Below are 18,509 nucleotides of genomic sequence, written 5' to 3'. Positions count from 1 at the left end.
TTCATTCCATTTATTTAATACGTAATTACACTGCACTATCTCTGAAAAATTTATATATTAATCCCTTCCGGTTCTACCATCTCTCCTCATAAAATACGATTCTATTTGAAAACGGATCAATTACAGTTAGTTCGATTGTATCCCAAGGTGTTTTTTCTATATTTGGCTTCGAATAAGCATATTCTTTATTCAATAATATAGAATGATAATCCTCTACATTATCTATTTTGACGCGAATCGCACCGCCTGGCGAAGCATCTCCATGATGTTCTGATAAATGCATTACAGCATCATGTAACGAAATTTGTATATATAATGGCATATGTTCCTCATAACGATGTTCCCAATCCATTTTAAATCCTAAAAAATCCAAATAAAATAGCTTTGCTTTTTCAACATCAACAACTCTAAATATAGGTGTAATCATTTATAATCCTCTCCTACTTATAAACATCTGCCGCCAATTCCCTCAATACATCCACATTCACTACTTCAAAACAACCATTGTTCTTTTTTATAACCTCTTTATCACAAAAAATATTTAATGTGCGCAATAAATGCCGATAACTCGTTCCTAACAATTCAGCTGTTTCCGTTAAATTCCCACTAAATACAATTCGATTTCCGTGCTGCACTGCTCGTTCCCCTGCTGCTAACATGTAACTTGCAAGTCTGTTTTCAAGTGGATATAGTAAATTAATTGTACTATTTTTCGAAAGTCGATTTAACTTATGTGCTAACGATCCGCAAATACATCGTAAAAATTTCGCATCATAAAATAGTTGATTTCTCACTTTCCCTAAAGGCAAACCAACACAATATGAATCTGCCATCACTTGTACGTTTGAAGCAGTCTTTTGAGAATGAATTAACTCAACATCCCCTAGCAGCTGCAAACTATCATAAAAGCATAACAATACAGATTTCCCGTTACTTAACGTATTAAACGCTTTCGCTTTTCCTTCAACAAAAAAATATAAATAATCTATCTCTTCATTTTCTCTACAAATAAACTCATTCTTTTTAAAAAATATAAGTTCCATATACGGTTTCATATCATTACTAAAAAAGGAGTCAATATTATTTTGTTTCATATACTCTGCTAATTTAATTGAATTACATACTTTCTTCATAGTTCCCCCGCCTTTACAACTCATCCCCATTGTAATCAAAATTTTCTTCTTCCACTATGACATATGTCATAGTAATACACAATTTTAGCATGATACAGTCATTACAAATATGAAAATTAAAGGGGATATTACATTGTATAACTTTCTTTCTGTCTTTATTGGTGTGCTCATCGCCGTTATGCTTCCACTGAACGGGATTTTATCTGAATTAATTGGCAAGTACACAGCGAGCGTTGTCATTCACCTTGTCGGTTTAATTGCAGTTATCTTCATTTTAATCATAAACAAAAATAAAATTCATTTTAATAAAAGCATTCCACTTTTTTTATATAGTGCTGGAGCGATTGGGGTATTCACTGTTCTTTTTAATAATATAAGTTTCTCCGTCCTTGGTGCCTCTATTACGATCGCATTAAGTTTACTCGGTCAATCTATTGCTTCCATCGTTATTGACCATTTCGGTTTATTAGGAATGAAGGTTGCAAAGTTTGAAAAGAAAAAACTAATTGGATTATGCTTCATCTCTTCCGGAATTATAATCATGACAATTTATTAATGGAGGCAAGAAAATGTTATATATTACTATCGCTATTTTAGCTGGTGTTTCTATCGTTGTTGCTAGAATTATTAACGCGAATTTAGCAAAGGAAATTGGCAATTGGGAAGGTACCTTTTTCAATTATATTACTGGATTATTTTTCTCCGCTCTATTTTTAATTTTCAGTTCAGATTCATTTTATATTCCAATTCATACGTTGCAATCCATTCCTATCGCTGTATACTTAGGCGGATTAGTAGGCGTTATCGTCATTTCATTATCAAACTATATTACTCCTAAAATATCTGCATTTTATTTAACGTTACTCATCTTTATTGGACAATTATTTGCGGGCACTATCATTGATTTCTTCCTATCAAATGAACTATCAATCGGCAAAGTGGTCGGTGGAATTTTCGTATTAATTGGGCTTACTTACAATTTACTCGTTGATCGCCCTATAAAAACTGTGAAGCATAACCAAGTTCAACTATAATACTTTACGCTTGCCTATCATATATTAATAGAAAAGCTCTTCACACGAAGTAATAGAGAGGAGAATACCCTATTAAGAAAATCATTTTATTGCTAGGTAGTGCATTGATTATTTTTGGAATCATATGGTTTTTCAACTTTGGAAAATCTATTCAAGATTTCTATACAGCAAGTAAACCAAAGAAGAAAGCTACTATCATTTCAACTCAAAGGGACCCAAATGAGCCCCCTGTCTTTTTAGGAAAACAGGAAATAAAAGATATACATGTCGAGTCAATTAAAACAAAAAAGGATATCTTTCTTACAAAAACAGATGAAGTAAAAACGTTTATTAACAGTATGGATACCGCCAAAAAAGGAAAATTAACATTAGATGAAGAAGGATCAGATTTAATAGATTGTGATATGTGGATTACTTTCGAAGATGGAACTTATAAAAAATATTTCATATGGGTAGTTGACCATCATAGTAACGAAGTGATGATTGCTCGGCAAGATACTCCTGATGATGTAAACCTTACGTACTATCAATTAAATGAAGGTAGTTCAAAAAAGGTTTATAACTTATTTAAAAAAATTATTTAAACAAAAAAGTCATGAGCACGTAAGCTCATGACTTTTTGCACTATATATATTCCGGGAACACTTTACAGCTCTTTTCCTGTTCTATATCATGTCCAAAGAAAACAATTGGATTCTCTTTCCTAACAATTTCTTTTAAACGCTTAATTGAAGATAAAGCTAATTCCGAATCAACCCCCGCGAACGGCACTTCATCTTCAAAATTCTCTTTCGTATACGATGCATCAATCGTTAATAACACTGGGCCAGAGTTTTCCGTCTCAATGAATAGTGACTGATGTCCTGGAGTATGTCCTGGCGTATACAATAATTGAACACCTGGTACGACTTCATAATCCCCTTCAATGATTTTGTAGTTTAAATTCGGCAATATACATTCTTTCAAATATTCTTCACTATGTTGTGCCGTCTCATATTCAGCACGCTGCACAAGAATCGGTGTATTTGTAAAAGCACCATTTCCCCCTGCATGATCAAAATGCAAGTGAGAACTAATAATATAAAGAAGGTCTTCCGGCTCATAACCAACGCGTTTTAAAATATTCACGATCCTATCTTCTTCAGTCATTTTCGGTAAAATCTGCCCTTCAACAAATGTACCGTCAAATAAATTTTCATTATTAACCGCACTTTCTGGCATACCTGTATCTACTAAAATTGGCCCTTTTTCTGTCTCCAATAAATAACACCATACTGGTAAGTTTAATAAATTCCCCGGTGTGAGCGTACTATTAACAGAAGAATGATCTAACATACAACGACCAGCTGGCACGAAATAAAGCTTCTTTACCGTCATTATGTATCCACCTTTACATTTCGTTTTGAATAAAACAATACAGTAAAAAATTCTACTTTTTAGAAATAAACTCCTTCTACTCTTTCATTCCAGCATACAAAAAAATGTACTTTTTACATAACAGCATTTCACCATCTATAATAAAGGAGTAAATGATTCTTACTTTAATGGAGGGACTACAAATGAAAGCAATTGGTTTACATGAATACTTACCTATTGAAGAAGAAAACAGTTTAATTGATATTGAAGTTGAAAGACCTGTTGCTATAGGAAGAGATATGCTTGTTAAAATTAACGCGATTTCCGTTAATCCAGTTGATGCAAAAGTTCGCTCTCCGAAAGATAAAAAAGAAGATGTAGCGAAAATACTTGGCTGGGATGCTAGTGGTGTTGTCGTACAAACTGGCGAAGGTTGTACGTTATTTAAAGAAGGCGATGAAGTGTTTTACGCTGGAAGTATTACGAGACAAGGTACATATAGTGAATACCACCTAGTCGATGAAAGAATCGTTGGTAAAAAACCTAAAACTTTAAGTGATACTGAATCTGCCGCAATTCCTTTAACAGCTATTACGGCGTGGGAAGGTTTATTCGAGCGTTTAGGCATTAATTACGCTAAGAAAAGCGAAAATACATTTAAAAACATTTTAATTATCGGCGGAGCTGGTGGTGTCGGTTCAATCGCAATTCAGCTTGCGAAATGGGCTGGATTAAATGTAATCGCAACTGCGTCTCGCGATGAAACGATAGAATGGGTGAAAAACTTTGGAGCTGACCATACAATTAACCATCATAAACCTTTAAAAGAGCAACTACAAAGCCTTGGATTCAACGATGTAGATTATATTTTCTGCTTAAATAATACAGATCAGCATTGGCATGGTATAGGTGAAGTAATTAAACCACAAGGTAAAATTTGCTCTATCGTAGAAAATGAACATCCTCTTGAAATGGGCATTCTAAAAAGTAAAAGTGCGACCTTTGTTTGGGAGTTTATGTTCACAAAGCCGATGTATGAAACTGGTGATATGATTACGCAGCATGAACTATTAAATAAAGTGAGCGAATTATTAGATGAAGGTATTTTAAAGACCACTTTAAATGAAACATTAGCACCAATTAACGCTGAAAACTTAAAGAAAGCACATGCATTACTTGAGAGTGGACGTACAATTGGGAAGATTGTATTAGAGAAGTTTTAATAAAAAAGTCCGATTTCTAAAGAAGAAATCGGGCTTTTTTTACCTTTATTTACTTGAAATCTCTTGATCATTTTGAGTATCTAATGGCGCTCGCTTCCCTATTCCGAAAGAATAGAAACTAATTGTAACGATAGCTAAGAAAACAATACCTACAACTAGTGAGATACGAGTATCATCGTTAAACCACATTCCGATTAATACCATAATTAAAAAGGCAATCGTTAAATAGTTTGTAACAGGAGCAAATGGCATTTTGAACGGATGATCCTTCATCTCTGCCCCTTTTTCTTTTCTAAAACGAATTTGACTAATTAAAATGACGAACCATGGTACCATACCTGGAAGTACACTCGCACTATACACATATACGAATAAGTTTTTTGGCGCAATATAACTTAAAACTACACCAACCGCTAAACCAATTATTACACCAACTGTACCAAATAATGGAACACCGTTACTAGAAATTTTCGTAAAATATTTCGGTGCTTGTCCATTTACACCTAACGTATACAGCATACGTCCAGCACTATAAATACCACTATTACAACCAGACATCGCCGCTGTAATAACAACGAAGTTAATAAGTCCAGCAGCTGCCGTAATACCAACCTTCGCAAAAGTTGCCACGAACGGACTACCAATTGTACTTAATTGATCCCACGGATACACAGTTACAATAACGAAAATAGCACCAATATAGAATATTAAAATACGCCAAATTGTACTTTGAATCGCTCTTGTAAGTGTCTTCTTCGGATCTTTCGCTTCACCAGCAGTAATCCCAATTAATTCCACACCTTGATATGCTCCAACTACAAGTGATAATGCAAAGAAGAATCCTGAAAAACCACCTGTAAAGAAACCGCCATTTGACCAAAGATTAGATATGCCAATCGCTTCTCCGCCGTTACCAATTCCGAAGAAAATAAGGCCAAATCCAGCAATAATCATTAATAAAATTGTAACGATTTTAATCATCGCAAACCAAAATTCAAATTCACCAAATGACTTAACAGAAATTAAGTTAGCTGCACCAAGAATAACCATTGCAATCACACCTGGTATCCAAGCCGGTAGACCTGGGAACCAATATTGCATATACGCTCCAACTGCGATAATCTCTGACATCCCAACGATAACCCACTGGAACCAGTTACTCCACGCTGTCATATAACCAGCTAACGGGTGAATATACTTATGACCGAACGTCGCAAATGAACCTGTACTTGGCTCCATATACAACATTTCTCCCATGGCACGCATGATGAAGAAGATAAAAATACCTGCAATTGCATAGGCAAGCATTACTGACGGACCTGTCCACTTAATCGTGCTAGCTGAACCCATAAACAAACCAACACCAATTGTTCCGCCTAAAGCAATCATTTGAATATGACGTGCTTCTAAACCTCTTTTCAATTCTTTGTTTGCCACTTCACTTCCCCCTCTTAGATGATTCATAGCCGCATTTTAAAATAAGATGCTTTCCCCTAATTCCTTTTGGCCTGAAAATGATGAAGCAAACGTCATTTTACACTAGCTTTAAAGCTATCCTAAAATCGTTTTTTGCCTCTTACAAAATTCTCAAAACCTTTCATCTTCCAATATTCTATAAATCTTAAAATTACTTATTTTATATTAATTCATTTATCTGAAAAATTCAATTATTTTTTCAATAAATTAATATACATAATTATGTTTAATTTTTAACTGAATTAGCAATAAAATACATCTATTCAAAATGGTGCCGATATGAATATTATTACAATATAAATAACCGAGGAGAGCAGTTCTCCCTCGGCTTCATATATCATATAACTCAATATTTATAGTTGCTAACGTATTTTAAAAGAATTTCATTCCTATTGCTACTAGCATTTTCAAAATTTATTTTCATACTTTTTAAACACTCTATTAACATCTCAAACAAGAATACAATATATTAGTAAAGTTACATACCATATACACCCTTAGCAAAGACCTCCTTATCAAAGCGAACAAATTTACTCTGTACTTCCATTTCAGCTGCTTCATATACGCGAGGTGCGCCTGTAATATTTTCAGAATCTACATTCAGTTGAACTTTTAAAATCCCTTCTTCGTACAATTGACTAAATGCATGGTGTAATAGTGATAATCCTAACCTTTGTTTCCGCTTAGAACATCTTACACCTAGGTGCGTAATTTCAGCTTTATTATCAGTACCCTTTTTACTAAATATAAAACCAACTACCTCATCCCCAGCCATTGCTAGTGACCATAATGTAGGATGAAACCCATCTCTTTCAGTACGTTGCAAAAACTCTTCTAACGTAGAAGGTTGCGAATTCCAGTGGTCCGCAAAGGCTTCATTAAAAGCTTGATGTAATCTCCCATCATCCACACCCTGTATGTAATGTCGCACTGTAACCCCATTTGGCCATATTAGTGATGGAACATTCCCCTGCAATTCAATCCCCATCCCCCACCAAATACGAGTTGGAATAAAACCAGCTTCTTCTAACATTTTTTTCTCATAGAAATTATTTGCTTGTGTTACAATCTTGCCATTCAAGCGAGACGAATTACTAACAAGCTCCTTAGCCCGCCCTTCAAGCTTTGACCATATTATTTGTTCAATACCTTGATTCATATAATTAGAATGAATAAGTACAGCAGATGGAAACTGTCTTTCACTCCCTGTCAAAATACCATAAGCAATTATTTCTTCTTCATTCATAACAACGTAAGAACTTTTACTAACATCAATACCTTTCCATGAGTTCGTAATATCCTCTACCGTTGTATCAACTTCACCGTAAATGGCTTGATCATAAATTGTACATAGTTTTAAAATTTGTTGTAAATCTTCTTGTGTAGTTGCTTTAACATTTAGACCGTTCATATTGTACCTTCTTTCTTTTTAATTAATTTAATTTTAACTCTATTCTAATAACTTATTAAAAAATAATAAAAAAGAGCCTCATTTTCCAATGAGACTCTTTTCCTAATACATAATTAAACTGTTTTTTCATCTCGTTTACCAACAATAAACACCTTAGTAAACACCAACATGATAGCTACAATAGCTAGAAAATAAAGTGGCATCACCAGTAACGAGCCCGTATGAAGTTGACTCATTCCCCAAATTGTCACCGTCACTATTATATAGTACCCTAAGCTAAACAATGCTCCAGCTGTACCAATGACATCTTGAAAATCTACTAATGCTAAACTTAAACAGTTAGGTAATGCTACCCCAATTCCTAATAGCAATATAAACATCGCTACTAAAAATCCAATCATATATATTATGTTTGGATTTGATCCAACTGAAGTAATAATAGATAAAGCGACTGCTCCACCTGTCATTACAAAACAACCGATATATATAATTTTCTCTGGTTTATAAGTGGTAAGTAACCGCTTTGAAACTTTCGCTCCAATAATAGAAGCGGAAGCAACAACAATTCCTAGAAATCCGTACATACTAGGCGATAACTGAAAGTATTCAATAAAAATAAACGGCGCTTCTGCATAATAGCTAAATAAAACGCCATTCGCTCCTCCAATTAATAGCCCATATGTTACTACTTTCGGATTTGTAATCAACCGTTTTAAAACAGAAAACACATTTATTTTATCCGTTACTGCACCCGTTTTTGTTTCTGGAAGAGAAACAAACGTATACAGCAAAATTCCGATACTCATAACTACTAAACTTAAAAATACTATTTTAAATCCAAACATTTGATCAAGAAAGCCACCAATTAACGGTCCTATTGCTGGTGTAAAAGCAATGACTGCCGAAATTTGAGCAAACATAACGTGACGTTTATGCCCTTCTACACTTTCACGAAGAATCGTTTGCGTCACAACTGATCCTGCACTTGCTCCAAACGCCTGAATAAAACGACTTAACAATAAAAATTCAATGGAACTTGCAATAAAGCATAAGAAGCTCCCCGCGCCATATATGACAATTCCAAGTAACATCGCCGGGCGACGACCAATTATATCGGATAACCATCCAATAAAAAATACACCTAAAGCAAATCCAGCAAAATAAACACTAAGCGTTAACTGCACCTCATTATTGCTTACATGTAACGCCTTTGAAATGTCTGGTAAAGACGGTGTATAAATTGTTTCACTAATTTGCGGAAATGCTACAAGAATAATCATTAACCAAAGTGATGGTACTGAGACTTTTTTCATTTTTCATACCCTCCTATAACTTTGAAAATCTCAGAAATAAAAAGACTTTCCTAAGCTACGGAACAGGAGGGGCCATTATAGAAATCCGATCATAAAACAACAAAGAAAACACCTCAATTACGTATGTTAATACTTATAGGAGGGTAATATTAACATTGATTTTTAAATATACTTTTTCAATTATATTACATATTATCTCTACTTTTCTAGTGTTGATGCCTTGATTATTTGTTAGAAGATTATCATTTTTATATTATCTGAAAACTAATTCATTTCAAAAAACAGTAAAAAGAGCTGATTCAAAATATAGTTTAAGTCAGCTCTTTTTTAGTACTTTTATGCTGATCTATTTTGTTTTTCTCGTGTTGCAAATTGTTTTTCACTACGATTCCCCATAAATCTAAAACATAAAGATAGGTGCAATCAGAGAAAATTTAACAAAAATAATTTATGAAGCATTTGAAGATAAACTTTTATCTGGAGTAAGACCTTTCCGTTAAATATAGCGTTTATAAAAGGGATTAGCCGTACATAAGACGAGCGCCTAAAATACAATTCTGTTAGAAAATTTTGCGCTATATTCTCTTTTATTTTATTTATGATAGCTGATTAATAACACATTCTAAAAATTTGTCTACCTTTTCTTTTGATGTCTCCGGCGCATGATAACCAATCGTAAATGTAAGTCTTCCATTATAAGTGCTTGCTCCCATTGAAAAGAATGGTGCATACATAATGGGTGATGTCATATACCCGTCCTCAGCTTGAATTTCACCAAACTGAATAGGTTCATCAGCGATCACCCCGAAATTTGTCATTAATGGCAACGCCATCCCCATCTGTACAGCCTGCTCGTATTGCTGATTATACATTTCCTTCACCGTAGATAGCTTCATACCTGCCAGTATCTCCATTCCTGCCGCTGAAGAAAGACCTGGATTTTGGCCCTTTATTTTATCCATTGATTGTTTAACTCGAACAAGAGTCTGATTAAATGATTCACCATCTTCCATTTTAATCACTGGCATTTCCATTCCGGATAAGTTGCAAATAGCACCAGTCGTATAATTAGGCAGATATCGACGTAAATCAATTGTCAAACCGATCATTTTTTCTGCGGTGCGAGGTTCTGCATACACAGTGAAATGTGATAAAGCACGGAAGTATGCAGTCATGATTACATCATTCAAGGTAGCCTGTTGTGCTTTTGTCCATTTGGTTAGACATAGAGTTTGTTCACGGCTCAACCGCCCTACAGACATTTTTGGGGATTTATTTTTGTTGGGTTGAGATGGAAAAGACCATAACGATGCCTGCTGTTCTTGGTTAGGACGATACGCACTTTTTACGTCCGATATTCCAGCATATTTGAATACATGTGATTGATCTCGAAAACTCTCATTTCCCTCACCAAATTCCTTTATAATTTGATCCTTAGATCCTCCTAAGGAAAGGTGCGTATAAATTGCTCCAAGCAAATTAATATATTCCTTGACTCCTGCACCATCTGAACATAGATGAGATAATTTCACAACTAACATATCTGTTGTAGTGCCTCGTAATAATATTGTTTGAACCATAGGCCCCTGAATACGATCACCAGGTTCCTTAATAAAATCTATTGCCATTATTTCAAGTTCTTGATCATTTCCTTCAGCAAAAAAGCAAATAGATGAGTTAGTACCAGATGAATGTTCCTCCCAGTAAGGAATATCATTTTCTACAAATCGGCTATTCAAAACTGGCTGCAATTGTAACGTTATCCTTACTGATTGTTCAAGTATTTCCTTTGATAGACCTACAGGAAAATAAAGAACCGCATTAATTTGTTGATCTGCAGAATAAAGACCTAATAAATAATTCATTCGATCTTGAGGTGTTACTGAATACTTTCCTTGTTCCATAATTTTGTCCCCCTTTTAAGATTTTTTGTATAACCTTATGCTCCATCTAGTTGTAACTTTTCTAGTCATTTTTCTTCAAAAGCTAATAATGCTTATTTTATGAATTTTTTCACGAAAGCACCTTTTCCATACTGCTTCCATTCTTTTTGCAGCTCTTTGTAGGTGATATGCCCATTATTTTATTGTTATCGATATCCCCTACCCTTCAACAATATCAAACAAAAACGTTTTTAGTCTATACATATACAAACATAATATAATAACGTTTACAAATTATCAATAAAACAAATAAATCATTTTTTATACCTGTTAATAAAAAACAATAATATAATACGTTTATGGATTACTTCATAAACAACAAACAAGACGCCACCCAAATCGTGGGAGCGCCTAGAATAATGCTACAAACTTAATGAAATCTATTTATCCTCACGTCATTTATTTCTTTGCTTCCATACCCCATTCTCTTTACGATAAGTATTCTTTCCATTCATGAATCCAGCTGTATTACCAGGAATGCTATATTTCTTATTTTTAGCCTTCTTCTTCATCCTCTTCTCTTCTTGAATAGCTTGTAAATCCACCTTCCATTGTTTCAACAAATCCTTTTTACGTCGCATCGAATTTGTACCCCTCAGATTTAAATATAAATCTATTAATCATATTATATAAATTTTATTATTTTCTCAATACAAAAGAGGGCACCCTCGCCCAGGTGCCAAGAGATACATATATATTGAGATAACTAACACGCTAGAAAAGACTTCAACCGAATCAAGGCAACACCCATTGATAATTGCTATTAATTTAATCATTAACAAATATATCTGGCCCCTTCTTCAACATGTACGAGAAGCCCGAAATAAATACAACACTAAATATAATAATAGAAGACCACATATTAAAATGATATTCTTTACCTGCAACCAAATTATATATGTTATGGACCAAGAAATTAGCACCTATAATAATTCCACCTAACATTGAACTAATTAAAATGCTCATTAAATAAAACTTAAGCTTTTGAAACATTTCCCCTCTACCTCTTTTCTAAAATAAACTTTATTTAGGTTATCCTAGAAAATTATACCATTTAATTTCCAAATGTTATTAAAGCTATATTTTAATTAAGGTTATTTTAAGGAAGGCATCATTTATTCCAATATCTAGTTTGTTCAAATTTTCGTTTAACATGTACCAAATTATGTTTTTCCTTCTAAATAGACCAACAATATATTAAAATACTTTATATATCAAGGAGGTTTATCATGATCAACTTTCATAAAACATTCCCCATCTTAGGATTCTTTTTATTTCTATACAGTTTTATCAGCATCATTTTTTTATTACTATTCCTTAGCGTTTAGTAACAACACGTATAAGTATATATTTAATGTGTAATTTCTATATTAAAAAAGAAAAAACAATAGTTTTGGATGCTTTTCTAGTTTTATTTTAAGATACCTCTTTGTAATCTGTAATAATTTGCTGACTCTCATCATCATTATCAATTTCTTTTCTTAAGTATTCAAAGGTAATTTCGATTTCTTCCTTACTCTCATAATAAATCCCTTTTGTACTTTTAATTTCTGGGTCTAGTTGTTTTCCTCTGTCTTGAAGCGGGTTTATTTCTGCTCTTACGAAAAGGCTTTTTAGAATTTCAAAAGCCAGAAAAAAAGTTTTGGATTACACTCGAATCTTTAATTCTAATCGGAACAGCCTGGATGTTAATAGGACTTTTTATGTAACCTACATAATCAGTAAATCCCCTGAATAAAACTCCATATTCCGTCAACACTGTAGATGACATTAGATTTTTCTCCTTGCTCCCCCTTGGAGATGAGCAGTTAGCTTTTGCTAACTGCTCCTTTATTTATAACAAAAAGTAAGGTAAAAGTTACTCTCATTTTAATTAAACAACTTACTATCAATCCCCCTTCCTTTAAACCCTTGTTGCTAATGTAGTCATTCTTTTCTTATAAATTAAGCTTGCCACTGTTAAGTAATATTTGGTCATTGAGAAAAAATAAAAAGATAATGAATCGTAATTTTTTTACAAATCATCATCTTTTATTTTCCGTATTTTAACACTCTGTAAATGCATTAGCCCCAAAATAGCGTACTTTTATAATTTGCCGATGATGAAGCTCATGACCAGCAATAATGTTTGCTAATGCACGAACCGTAACTTCAGAATTGTTCGCAATTCCCCTTTGTAACCAGGCATCTTTATCTAAACTTTTAAGTAAATGCACAGTAGATTGGCGAACAACTGTTAAATTCGTAAGAAGATCTTGCATAGATTGCTTATCAAAAGCTGCTCTAAGAACATACATATCGTCATTATAGCCAGGAAGTTCTGCTGTCTCACCTCTTGCTATGGACAGCAAACGATATGCCATAATACGTTCAGCATCTGCAATATGACCGATTACTTCTTTTATACTCCATTTATTAGGAGCATATCGAAAATGTCCCTCACTATCAGAAATATCCTTCAATAAAAGATTCGTTTCCTTCATTTGTTGCTCTAGAATATGTATGATATCTCCATCTGGTACTAATTTTATGTACGTTGAATAGTATGGGTTATATTCATTTGTTCCTGGTCTCTTTTGCATACTTACCCTCCTCAGTATTTCATTTACACCCTACTTCAAAATGTTATCACATTAATCTAATTATTTGAATTACAAAACAAACGGTCTCCACATATGTTCATCAACTTAAGGTAAGCGGTTTGATTCTATTACAAAGTTTTCTACATGAGGCTACAATCTAGAACATTTTTCAACAGATCCATATTGTTCTAGTAGTAATTAAAAATTTTAAAACTAAAAAAGGACTCTATTTATGTAGGTCTGTTTTTCAGTATTTATAATTGATTTGTATCTAAAAATAAACATTCTATACGTATACATGCATAGTATGTTTTATCTAACTGCTATATGCTTTGTGCCAATTATAATATGAAGGACCTAAATACTCTTTTCGTTGACAAATAATGCTCGGTTCTCATAGTATCCATTCCTAATTAGATTTAGTTTATAAAACTCGTTTAGCACATTGTTTCAGTTTTTTTGCAAAAAATAGGTTCGTCCTCCACCTTCATTTAACGCTTGGAGGAAAGCGATTTCTCATTCGTATAATAAAAAGAGGGAGAATTGCCCCTCTTTCGTTTATATTGAGCTATTTTACAAGGTTAAATCATCCCTTTTAATATCAATCCTAAAACTGACATTACTATCGCACTAATAATAATTCGCAAAATCCAAGTTGTGTTTGTACTTATTTTCTCTAATTGCTTATTGATTGTTGCTATGTCTTTCTCATTAATAGTGGTACGCGTTTCTAAAGTACGAATGTCTCTCATAATTTCTTTTTGCTCTGCTTTTAGGCTGTCAATTTTCGCGTAAACATCTTCCATATATTCACACCCTCTGTTCATCTTAATAGAAAAATTTATATATATTATGAGACAACCCTCTTACCCGTGAATACATTCCATATATTCGCGCACCAAATTATTTGTACAATCTAATTGAATTACTTACATGTTTCCATTCTTCTATATAAGTCAGCGTTTAGATAATATGCGATATGAATAAGCATTGAATTATTCTACTTTAAGAACGTATCCTGAACACTCTTTATATGCCGTTTCATAAAGACTTTCATCTTATTTAAAGGCTTTTTTATTTCTTTAATAACAAACAAGGTGCAATCCAACATACGGGAGCACCTACAATAATTACTATTATTTAAATCACCATTCTCATATTTACAACTCATTATAGTCAGTATAATTTTCTGAAGGAATTCTCTTTTTTAGCTGCTTAATGTAAACTAATATTAATTCGAAATAACTGTAATGATAAACTTTCTAGAACAATAAATATACTAGCTGAAACGGACCTATAGCCGATATTTTTTCCAGTAACATTAATGGTGATTTCAGCTAAATTCGTTTGAATATTATTTCCCTCAAAAATCTTATCTTCAACCTTTACAATATCTGCTTTACAATCTACTTCTTTAAAGGTTTTCAGTAATTTTGTTTCTAATAAACTAAAATCAAAGTTTTCATCTTTTATTACGGCAAATTTAATCTTCATATTGATTTCCTCATTTTTAATAAATTAAAATCATTAAATCAATATAAATATATATTATTCTATTAATTAATTCAAAATATACGCTTTATATGTATCATTACTAAATATCATTTCTAATGAATTAAGTGCAAAAGAAACGAAATAAACAAAGTCTCTCTTTCAACCACTTAACCAATTAATTTAGAATCCCCCTTGTGTCCAATGTCTAAAATTTTTTCATTTTAAACCCGTAGATAACATTACTAAACCACTTCACGCATTCTGTAGCATTGGTAATAACAATATAATGAAGCAGATTAATATTAGGAGTACCACTTATGTTTAATATAATGCGGCTCTAAATTATTTTGCTCATTGTTGCTTTTTTATTTCTCACTTGAAACTTATGTAATAATACATATTTCAAATAAATTATCATCTTCCCCGTATTTTTATGATTGATTTTTTGTTCATAAATTCGTAACACATATACATGAGTTATCATGCTAAAATTAGTTTATTCAAAAAAATTATTCTTAATGAATCAATAATTTTTAATACCCTGTTTAAAGCCTCGCCCCCCTGCGAGGCTTTTCCTATTTAACTAGAGTAGTAGTTGTGCTGTTACGCATTCCTATCTTTAGCTATATACTATAAATAACACTGCATGTTCATTTTAACTTTTCAGCATCAGCACACGTAAAATTCTCTCCTGCATCATTTGATTTACAAATTTTATTTATCGATTTTTCGGTTATTTTTTCATTCTCATTAGAAACTCGGTCTAAATCCATTCGAAATACTTGTTCCGGATTCTCCTTTGAATTTCCTTCAATATGAATTGTACGATCGAACATCTCAGCCGTGAAGCTGCTAGATGTATTTATCATTTCCACTCCATTATTTTCACCTACATAGCGTTCAACTACTTTTTCGGCTGCCTTTAATTGCTGAGATGTAGGATACGGTATAGATTCCGCTAAAATAACTACACCTACTAAATAAGTAATATACAAACCACCTGTAAACAAGATAACTTTTTTTACTGTTTTATTAATCATGCTCTAACTCCTTTTTCTTCTTTTGCTATTAAGATATATAACTTTCCTAATTTCTATCAATTTCTTTTTAGTACATAACATTCGTTTTACATTTTATAAAAAGCACCTCTCTTACTAATTTTCAATTTGATATTAACACGATTTTTATCGTTTTTCAATAAATAATTATTATATAACATTTTATTTTTACTGTTTTTTAGTTTTAGTTGAATCTAAAAACAACCGATTTATTTAATTGCACTACATCATCAGCAAGTTTAAAAATTTGTTAATCACTAAAATAAAAAAGAGCAACTATATGTAAATACCCCTCGATATATCTATGTAGGTTAGTAGGTTAGTCGTTTAGCTTCAGCACTCACTCTATCTGAGAATACTTTACCGAATATTCAATATAATGTTAAAATTGACCCAATTAGTATTTTTGTCTATCACTGTATAAAAAAGTACAATAAAGAAACGTCAGTACTTTCACAGTTAAGTAAACGCAAACTTGTTCTTCTATCTACTTACTATTTAAGGTTAATAGTGACATAACCAGCTCAAAAAATTCGACTTAAATTCATTAATGAATGGAGAGGTTTATATGAAATTAAAAGACAAAGTAGCAATCATAACTGGTGGTGCAAGCGGAATTGGCGAATCTACCGTTCGTCTTTTTATTGAAGAAGGTGCAAAAGTAGTTATCGCTGACTTTTCTGAACATGGAAAAGACCTATCAGATGAATTGAACGCAAATGGATATGATACGTTATTTATTAAAACTGATGTAACAGTAGAGGCAGATATTAAACAACTAATCCATGAGACAGTAAGTAAATACGGTAAATTAGATATTATGTATGCAAATGCCGGCGTTGCTGATGATGCACCGGCAAACGAACTGTCCTATGAAAAATGGAAGAAAACCATTGATATTAACTTGTCTGGGGTATTCCTTTCTGATAAATATTCGATTGAACAATTCCTTAAACAAGGTACAGGCGGTGTCATCGTTAACGCTGGTTCGATTCATAGTTTTGTTTCATTACCTACCCCAACAGCATACTCCTCTGCAAAAGGTGGCGTAAAACTATTAACTCAAAATTTATGTACTGCCTACGCTAAATATGGAATACGTATTAATGCGGTGTGCCCTGGCTATATTGATACCCCTTTGCTTGGTAGTGTTAATCCTCAACAGAAAGAATATTTAGCTTCCCTTCATCCACAAGGCAGACTTGGAACACCAGAAGAAGTGGCTAAAGCTGTCTTATTTTTAGCAAGTGATGATGCTAGTTTTGTTAATGGTACAACACTTCTTGTTGACGGAGGCTATACTGCACGTTAATGAAAAAATTTCAATGCACATCTCTAAGAAATATAGTCTTTAACAAGAAAAAGCGCCATCACAAGTGACGGCGCTTTTTCTATGTAAGAGCAACTAGAAGATATACTTCTAGCCTACTCCCATTTATAAGTCCAAAATTGTTCAAGTTGCAGCCATTTCAATGTTGCTGCATCTTTGTTTTTTATTTTTGCATGTGTTTCTTCAAGCATTGCTTCTGTTTGTGAACGATGCGCGCCTAGTGCAGCTAATTTATGTTCAAATACTTCACTAATATTATTTACAACATCCGGTTCACCGAGCACCGCTTCACGATTTCTCGTAATCGCAACCGCATGAATAACTGGACGTTCTTCTTTTGGCATACGTGATACAGCGCGAACGACAGCGCGGCCAAATGCATCATGATCTGGATGTACGCCGTGTTCTGGATAAAATGTAATAATTCGAGATGGATTTACTTCTTGAATTATCGCTTCGATTTTATCTGCAACGAAATCAACATCTTCAAATTCTAACGTTTTATCATGGAAACCGAGCATTCTTAAATCTTGAATCCCCATCGCTTCACATGCATCTTTTAATTCTTTTTCACGGATATTTGGAATCGTTTCACGGTTAGCGAATACATTCTTCCCCATGTTACGTCCCATTTGTCCAAGAGTACCACATGCATACGTTACAGGTACTCCTTGATCTGTTAATAAGCGAATTGTCCCTCCCGCAGCAAATGCTTCATCATCTGGATGCGGAAATACAACAAGTACATGTCTCTCCATAAGTTTCCCTCCTTCTTACTTAAATGGCGTTAAGCTTAACTCAAGCGCTACCGCTAAGCGACCTTGGTTATCATGCCCTGCTAGTAATAAACGCTCTTTATCGTCTACTTCCCAGTGCGTAATACCTTCTGCATATACCCAGCCATGATCCATTTTCAAACCAACTCGGTATGGGTTTGTTCCAGTTATTTTCCCGCGCTCAAAGCGAATAATTGCATTTCGAATGAATGCTCCAACTGTCATCATCTTTTCATTAAAGTGTGACGCATACGCTCCGTTCGTTGTTTCTAAATGAATATATACATCTTTATTTACAAAACGTTCAATTTCATTTTGAATAAGAGAACTATCTTTTACTATTTCCATCGGAATTCACCTCTTTAAACCATTTTACGCAA

20 protein-coding genes are annotated in these 18,509 nt (G+C 33.3%); 5 read left to right on the top strand and 15 right to left on the bottom strand.

Annotation, left to right across the window (positions count from 1 at the left end; all coding sequences use genetic code 11):
• Positions 1–73: 73 nt before the first annotated feature.
• Together JDS98_RS20570 and JDS98_RS20565 are read right to left on the bottom strand one after the other, a co-directional pair.
• Positions 74–427 (bottom strand): glyoxalase superfamily protein, encoded by a 354-nt coding sequence (locus JDS98_RS20570; RefSeq protein ID WP_087970290.1) that lies wholly within the window; start codon positions 425–427, stop codon positions 74–76.
• 13 nt (positions 428–440) lie between these two features.
• A complete protein-coding gene (locus JDS98_RS20565) occupies positions 441–1,133 on the bottom strand; it encodes a cyclic nucleotide-binding domain-containing protein (RefSeq protein ID WP_000754844.1) in 693 nt (230 codons plus the stop codon).
• Between the two features lie 109 nt (positions 1,134–1,242).
• On the opposite strand from JDS98_RS20565, the gene JDS98_RS20560 reads away from it, so the two are divergent.
• The 3 genes from JDS98_RS20560 to JDS98_RS20550 all read left to right on the top strand — a co-directional run bounded on the left by JDS98_RS20560 (position 1,243) and on the right by JDS98_RS20550 (position 2,751).
• On the top strand, positions 1,243–1,689 hold the full coding sequence (locus JDS98_RS20560) for a DMT family transporter (RefSeq protein ID WP_002155830.1): 447 nt from the start codon (positions 1,243–1,245) through the stop codon (positions 1,687–1,689).
• A 13-nt stretch (positions 1,690–1,702) separates the two neighbouring features.
• Positions 1,703–2,167 carry a DMT family transporter gene (locus JDS98_RS20555; protein WP_000965809.1) on the top strand — a complete coding sequence of 155 codons (465 nt, stop codon included), beginning with the start codon at positions 1,703–1,705 and terminating at the stop codon, positions 2,165–2,167.
• 89 nt (positions 2,168–2,256) lie between these two features.
• On the top strand, positions 2,257–2,751 hold the full coding sequence (locus JDS98_RS20550) for a hypothetical protein (RefSeq protein ID WP_140158559.1): 495 nt from the start codon (positions 2,257–2,259) through the stop codon (positions 2,749–2,751).
• A 40-nt stretch (positions 2,752–2,791) separates the two neighbouring features.
• Here JDS98_RS20550 and aiiA read toward each other — a convergent pair whose 3' ends face one another.
• On the bottom strand, positions 2,792–3,544 hold the full coding sequence (aiiA, locus tag JDS98_RS20545; protein ID WP_199634274.1) for a quorum-quenching N-acyl homoserine lactonase AiiA: 753 nt from the start codon (positions 3,542–3,544) through the stop codon (positions 2,792–2,794).
• A 182-nt stretch (positions 3,545–3,726) separates the two neighbouring features.
• Here aiiA and JDS98_RS20540 point away from each other — a divergent pair, with 182 nt between their 5' ends.
• Positions 3,727–4,746, top strand: a complete 1,020-nt coding sequence (locus JDS98_RS20540; protein ID WP_000643743.1) for a zinc-binding alcohol dehydrogenase family protein — start codon at positions 3,727–3,729, stop codon at positions 4,744–4,746.
• A gap of 45 nt (positions 4,747–4,791) precedes the next feature.
• Here JDS98_RS20540 and JDS98_RS20535 read toward each other — a convergent pair whose 3' ends face one another.
• The 10 genes from JDS98_RS20535 to JDS98_RS20490 form a co-directional block, all read right to left on the bottom strand.
• Positions 4,792–6,183 carry an amino acid permease gene (locus JDS98_RS20535; protein ID WP_199634273.1) on the bottom strand — a complete coding sequence of 464 codons (1,392 nt, stop codon included), beginning with the start codon at positions 6,181–6,183 and terminating at the stop codon, positions 4,792–4,794.
• A 517-nt stretch (positions 6,184–6,700) separates the two neighbouring features.
• Positions 6,701–7,633 carry a GNAT family N-acetyltransferase gene (locus JDS98_RS20530; protein WP_199634272.1) on the bottom strand — a complete coding sequence of 311 codons (933 nt, stop codon included), beginning with the start codon at positions 7,631–7,633 and terminating at the stop codon, positions 6,701–6,703.
• A 113-nt stretch (positions 7,634–7,746) separates the two neighbouring features.
• Positions 7,747–8,946 (bottom strand): multidrug effflux MFS transporter, encoded by a 1,200-nt coding sequence (locus JDS98_RS20525; protein WP_000758027.1) that lies wholly within the window; start codon positions 8,944–8,946, stop codon positions 7,747–7,749.
• A gap of 596 nt (positions 8,947–9,542) precedes the next feature.
• The gene (locus tag JDS98_RS20520; RefSeq protein WP_087970286.1) at positions 9,543–10,850 is read right to left on the bottom strand and encodes a condensation domain-containing protein; all 1,308 of its coding nucleotides are present in this window, start codon (positions 10,848–10,850) and stop codon (positions 9,543–9,545) included.
• 434 nt (positions 10,851–11,284) lie between these two features.
• Complete coding sequence (locus JDS98_RS20515) at positions 11,285–11,470, bottom strand: hypothetical protein (protein WP_001253135.1); 186 nt, start codon at positions 11,468–11,470, stop codon at positions 11,285–11,287.
• Between the two features lie 187 nt (positions 11,471–11,657).
• Positions 11,658–11,882 carry a hypothetical protein gene (locus JDS98_RS20510; protein WP_000486799.1) on the bottom strand — a complete coding sequence of 75 codons (225 nt, stop codon included), beginning with the start codon at positions 11,880–11,882 and terminating at the stop codon, positions 11,658–11,660.
• 1,052 nt (positions 11,883–12,934) lie between these two features.
• The gene (locus tag JDS98_RS20505; RefSeq protein WP_199634271.1) at positions 12,935–13,471 is read right to left on the bottom strand and encodes a DinB family protein; all 537 of its coding nucleotides are present in this window, start codon (positions 13,469–13,471) and stop codon (positions 12,935–12,937) included.
• 581 nt (positions 13,472–14,052) lie between these two features.
• Complete coding sequence (locus JDS98_RS20500; RefSeq protein ID WP_000390466.1) at positions 14,053–14,277, bottom strand: hemolysin XhlA family protein; 225 nt, start codon at positions 14,275–14,277, stop codon at positions 14,053–14,055.
• A 409-nt stretch (positions 14,278–14,686) separates the two neighbouring features.
• The gene (locus JDS98_RS20495; protein WP_087970285.1) at positions 14,687–14,965 is read right to left on the bottom strand and encodes a hypothetical protein; all 279 of its coding nucleotides are present in this window, start codon (positions 14,963–14,965) and stop codon (positions 14,687–14,689) included.
• A gap of 650 nt (positions 14,966–15,615) precedes the next feature.
• Entirely contained in the window at positions 15,616–16,005 is a 390-nt protein-coding gene (locus tag JDS98_RS20490; protein WP_097959786.1) for a hypothetical protein, read from the bottom strand.
• 586 nt (positions 16,006–16,591) lie between these two features.
• Between JDS98_RS20490 and JDS98_RS20485 the strand changes: the two genes are divergently transcribed.
• Positions 16,592–17,335 carry an SDR family NAD(P)-dependent oxidoreductase gene (locus JDS98_RS20485; protein WP_097959785.1) on the top strand — a complete coding sequence of 248 codons (744 nt, stop codon included), beginning with the start codon at positions 16,592–16,594 and terminating at the stop codon, positions 17,333–17,335.
• Between the two features lie 113 nt (positions 17,336–17,448).
• Here the strand turns inward: JDS98_RS20485 and bshB2 are convergent, their stop codons facing one another.
• On the bottom strand, positions 17,449–18,111 hold the full coding sequence (gene bshB2 / locus JDS98_RS20480) for a bacillithiol biosynthesis deacetylase BshB2 (protein WP_000439466.1): 663 nt from the start codon (positions 18,109–18,111) through the stop codon (positions 17,449–17,451).
• A gap of 15 nt (positions 18,112–18,126) precedes the next feature.
• On the bottom strand, positions 18,127–18,477 hold the full coding sequence (locus JDS98_RS20475) for a YojF family protein (RefSeq protein ID WP_000407039.1): 351 nt from the start codon (positions 18,475–18,477) through the stop codon (positions 18,127–18,129).
• Positions 18,478–18,509: the final 32 nt, after the last annotated feature.

The sequence above is a fragment of the Bacillus cereus group sp. N11 genome (assembly GCF_016483605.1).
GTDB lineage: Bacteria > Bacillota > Bacilli > Bacillales > Bacillaceae_G > Bacillus_A > Bacillus_A toyonensis.
Note: the sequence above shows the minus strand (reverse complement) of the source record. Positions and strands in the feature narration are given on the sequence as shown.

What these genes read in the sequence shown, in the direction of transcription:
- JDS98_RS20570 (WP_087970290.1), bottom strand. Translation starts at nt 427, where the DNA reads ATGATTACACCTATATTTAGAGTTGTTGATGTTGAAAAAGCAAAGCTA.
- JDS98_RS20565 (WP_000754844.1), bottom strand. Translation starts at nt 1,133, where the DNA reads ATGAAGAAAGTATGTAATTCAATTAAATTAGCAGAGTATATGAAACAA.
- JDS98_RS20560 (WP_002155830.1), top strand. Translation starts at nt 1,243, where the DNA reads ATGAAAATTAAAGGGGATATTACATTGTATAACTTTCTTTCTGTCTTT.
- JDS98_RS20555 (WP_000965809.1), top strand. Translation starts at nt 1,703, where the DNA reads ATGTTATATATTACTATCGCTATTTTAGCTGGTGTTTCTATCGTTGTT.
- aiiA (WP_199634274.1), bottom strand. Translation starts at nt 3,544, where the DNA reads ATGACGGTAAAGAAGCTTTATTTCGTGCCAGCTGGTCGTTGTATGTTA.
- JDS98_RS20540 (WP_000643743.1), top strand. Translation starts at nt 3,727, where the DNA reads ATGAAAGCAATTGGTTTACATGAATACTTACCTATTGAAGAAGAAAAC.
- JDS98_RS20530 (WP_199634272.1), bottom strand. Translation starts at nt 7,633, where the DNA reads ATGAACGGTCTAAATGTTAAAGCAACTACACAAGAAGATTTACAACAA.
- JDS98_RS20525 (WP_000758027.1), bottom strand. Translation starts at nt 8,946, where the DNA reads ATGAAAAAAGTCTCAGTACCATCACTTTGGTTAATGATTATTCTTGTA.
- JDS98_RS20520 (WP_087970286.1), bottom strand. Translation starts at nt 10,850, where the DNA reads ATGGAACAAGGAAAGTATTCAGTAACACCTCAAGATCGAATGAATTAT.
- JDS98_RS20515 (WP_001253135.1), bottom strand. Translation starts at nt 11,470, where the DNA reads ATGCGACGTAAAAAGGATTTGTTGAAACAATGGAAGGTGGATTTACAA.
- JDS98_RS20510 (WP_000486799.1), bottom strand. Translation starts at nt 11,882, where the DNA reads ATGTTTCAAAAGCTTAAGTTTTATTTAATGAGCATTTTAATTAGTTCA.
- JDS98_RS20505 (WP_199634271.1), bottom strand. Translation starts at nt 13,471, where the DNA reads ATGCAAAAGAGACCAGGAACAAATGAATATAACCCATACTATTCAACG.
- JDS98_RS20500 (WP_000390466.1), bottom strand. Translation starts at nt 14,277, where the DNA reads ATGGAAGATGTTTACGCGAAAATTGACAGCCTAAAAGCAGAGCAAAAA.
- JDS98_RS20495 (WP_087970285.1), bottom strand. Translation starts at nt 14,965, where the DNA reads ATGAAGATTAAATTTGCCGTAATAAAAGATGAAAACTTTGATTTTAGT.
- JDS98_RS20490 (WP_097959786.1), bottom strand. Translation starts at nt 16,005, where the DNA reads ATGATTAATAAAACAGTAAAAAAAGTTATCTTGTTTACAGGTGGTTTG.
- JDS98_RS20485 (WP_097959785.1), top strand. Translation starts at nt 16,592, where the DNA reads ATGAAATTAAAAGACAAAGTAGCAATCATAACTGGTGGTGCAAGCGGA.
- bshB2 (WP_000439466.1), bottom strand. Translation starts at nt 18,111, where the DNA reads ATGGAGAGACATGTACTTGTTGTATTTCCGCATCCAGATGATGAAGCA.
- JDS98_RS20475 (WP_000407039.1), bottom strand. Translation starts at nt 18,477, where the DNA reads ATGGAAATAGTAAAAGATAGTTCTCTTATTCAAAATGAAATTGAACGT.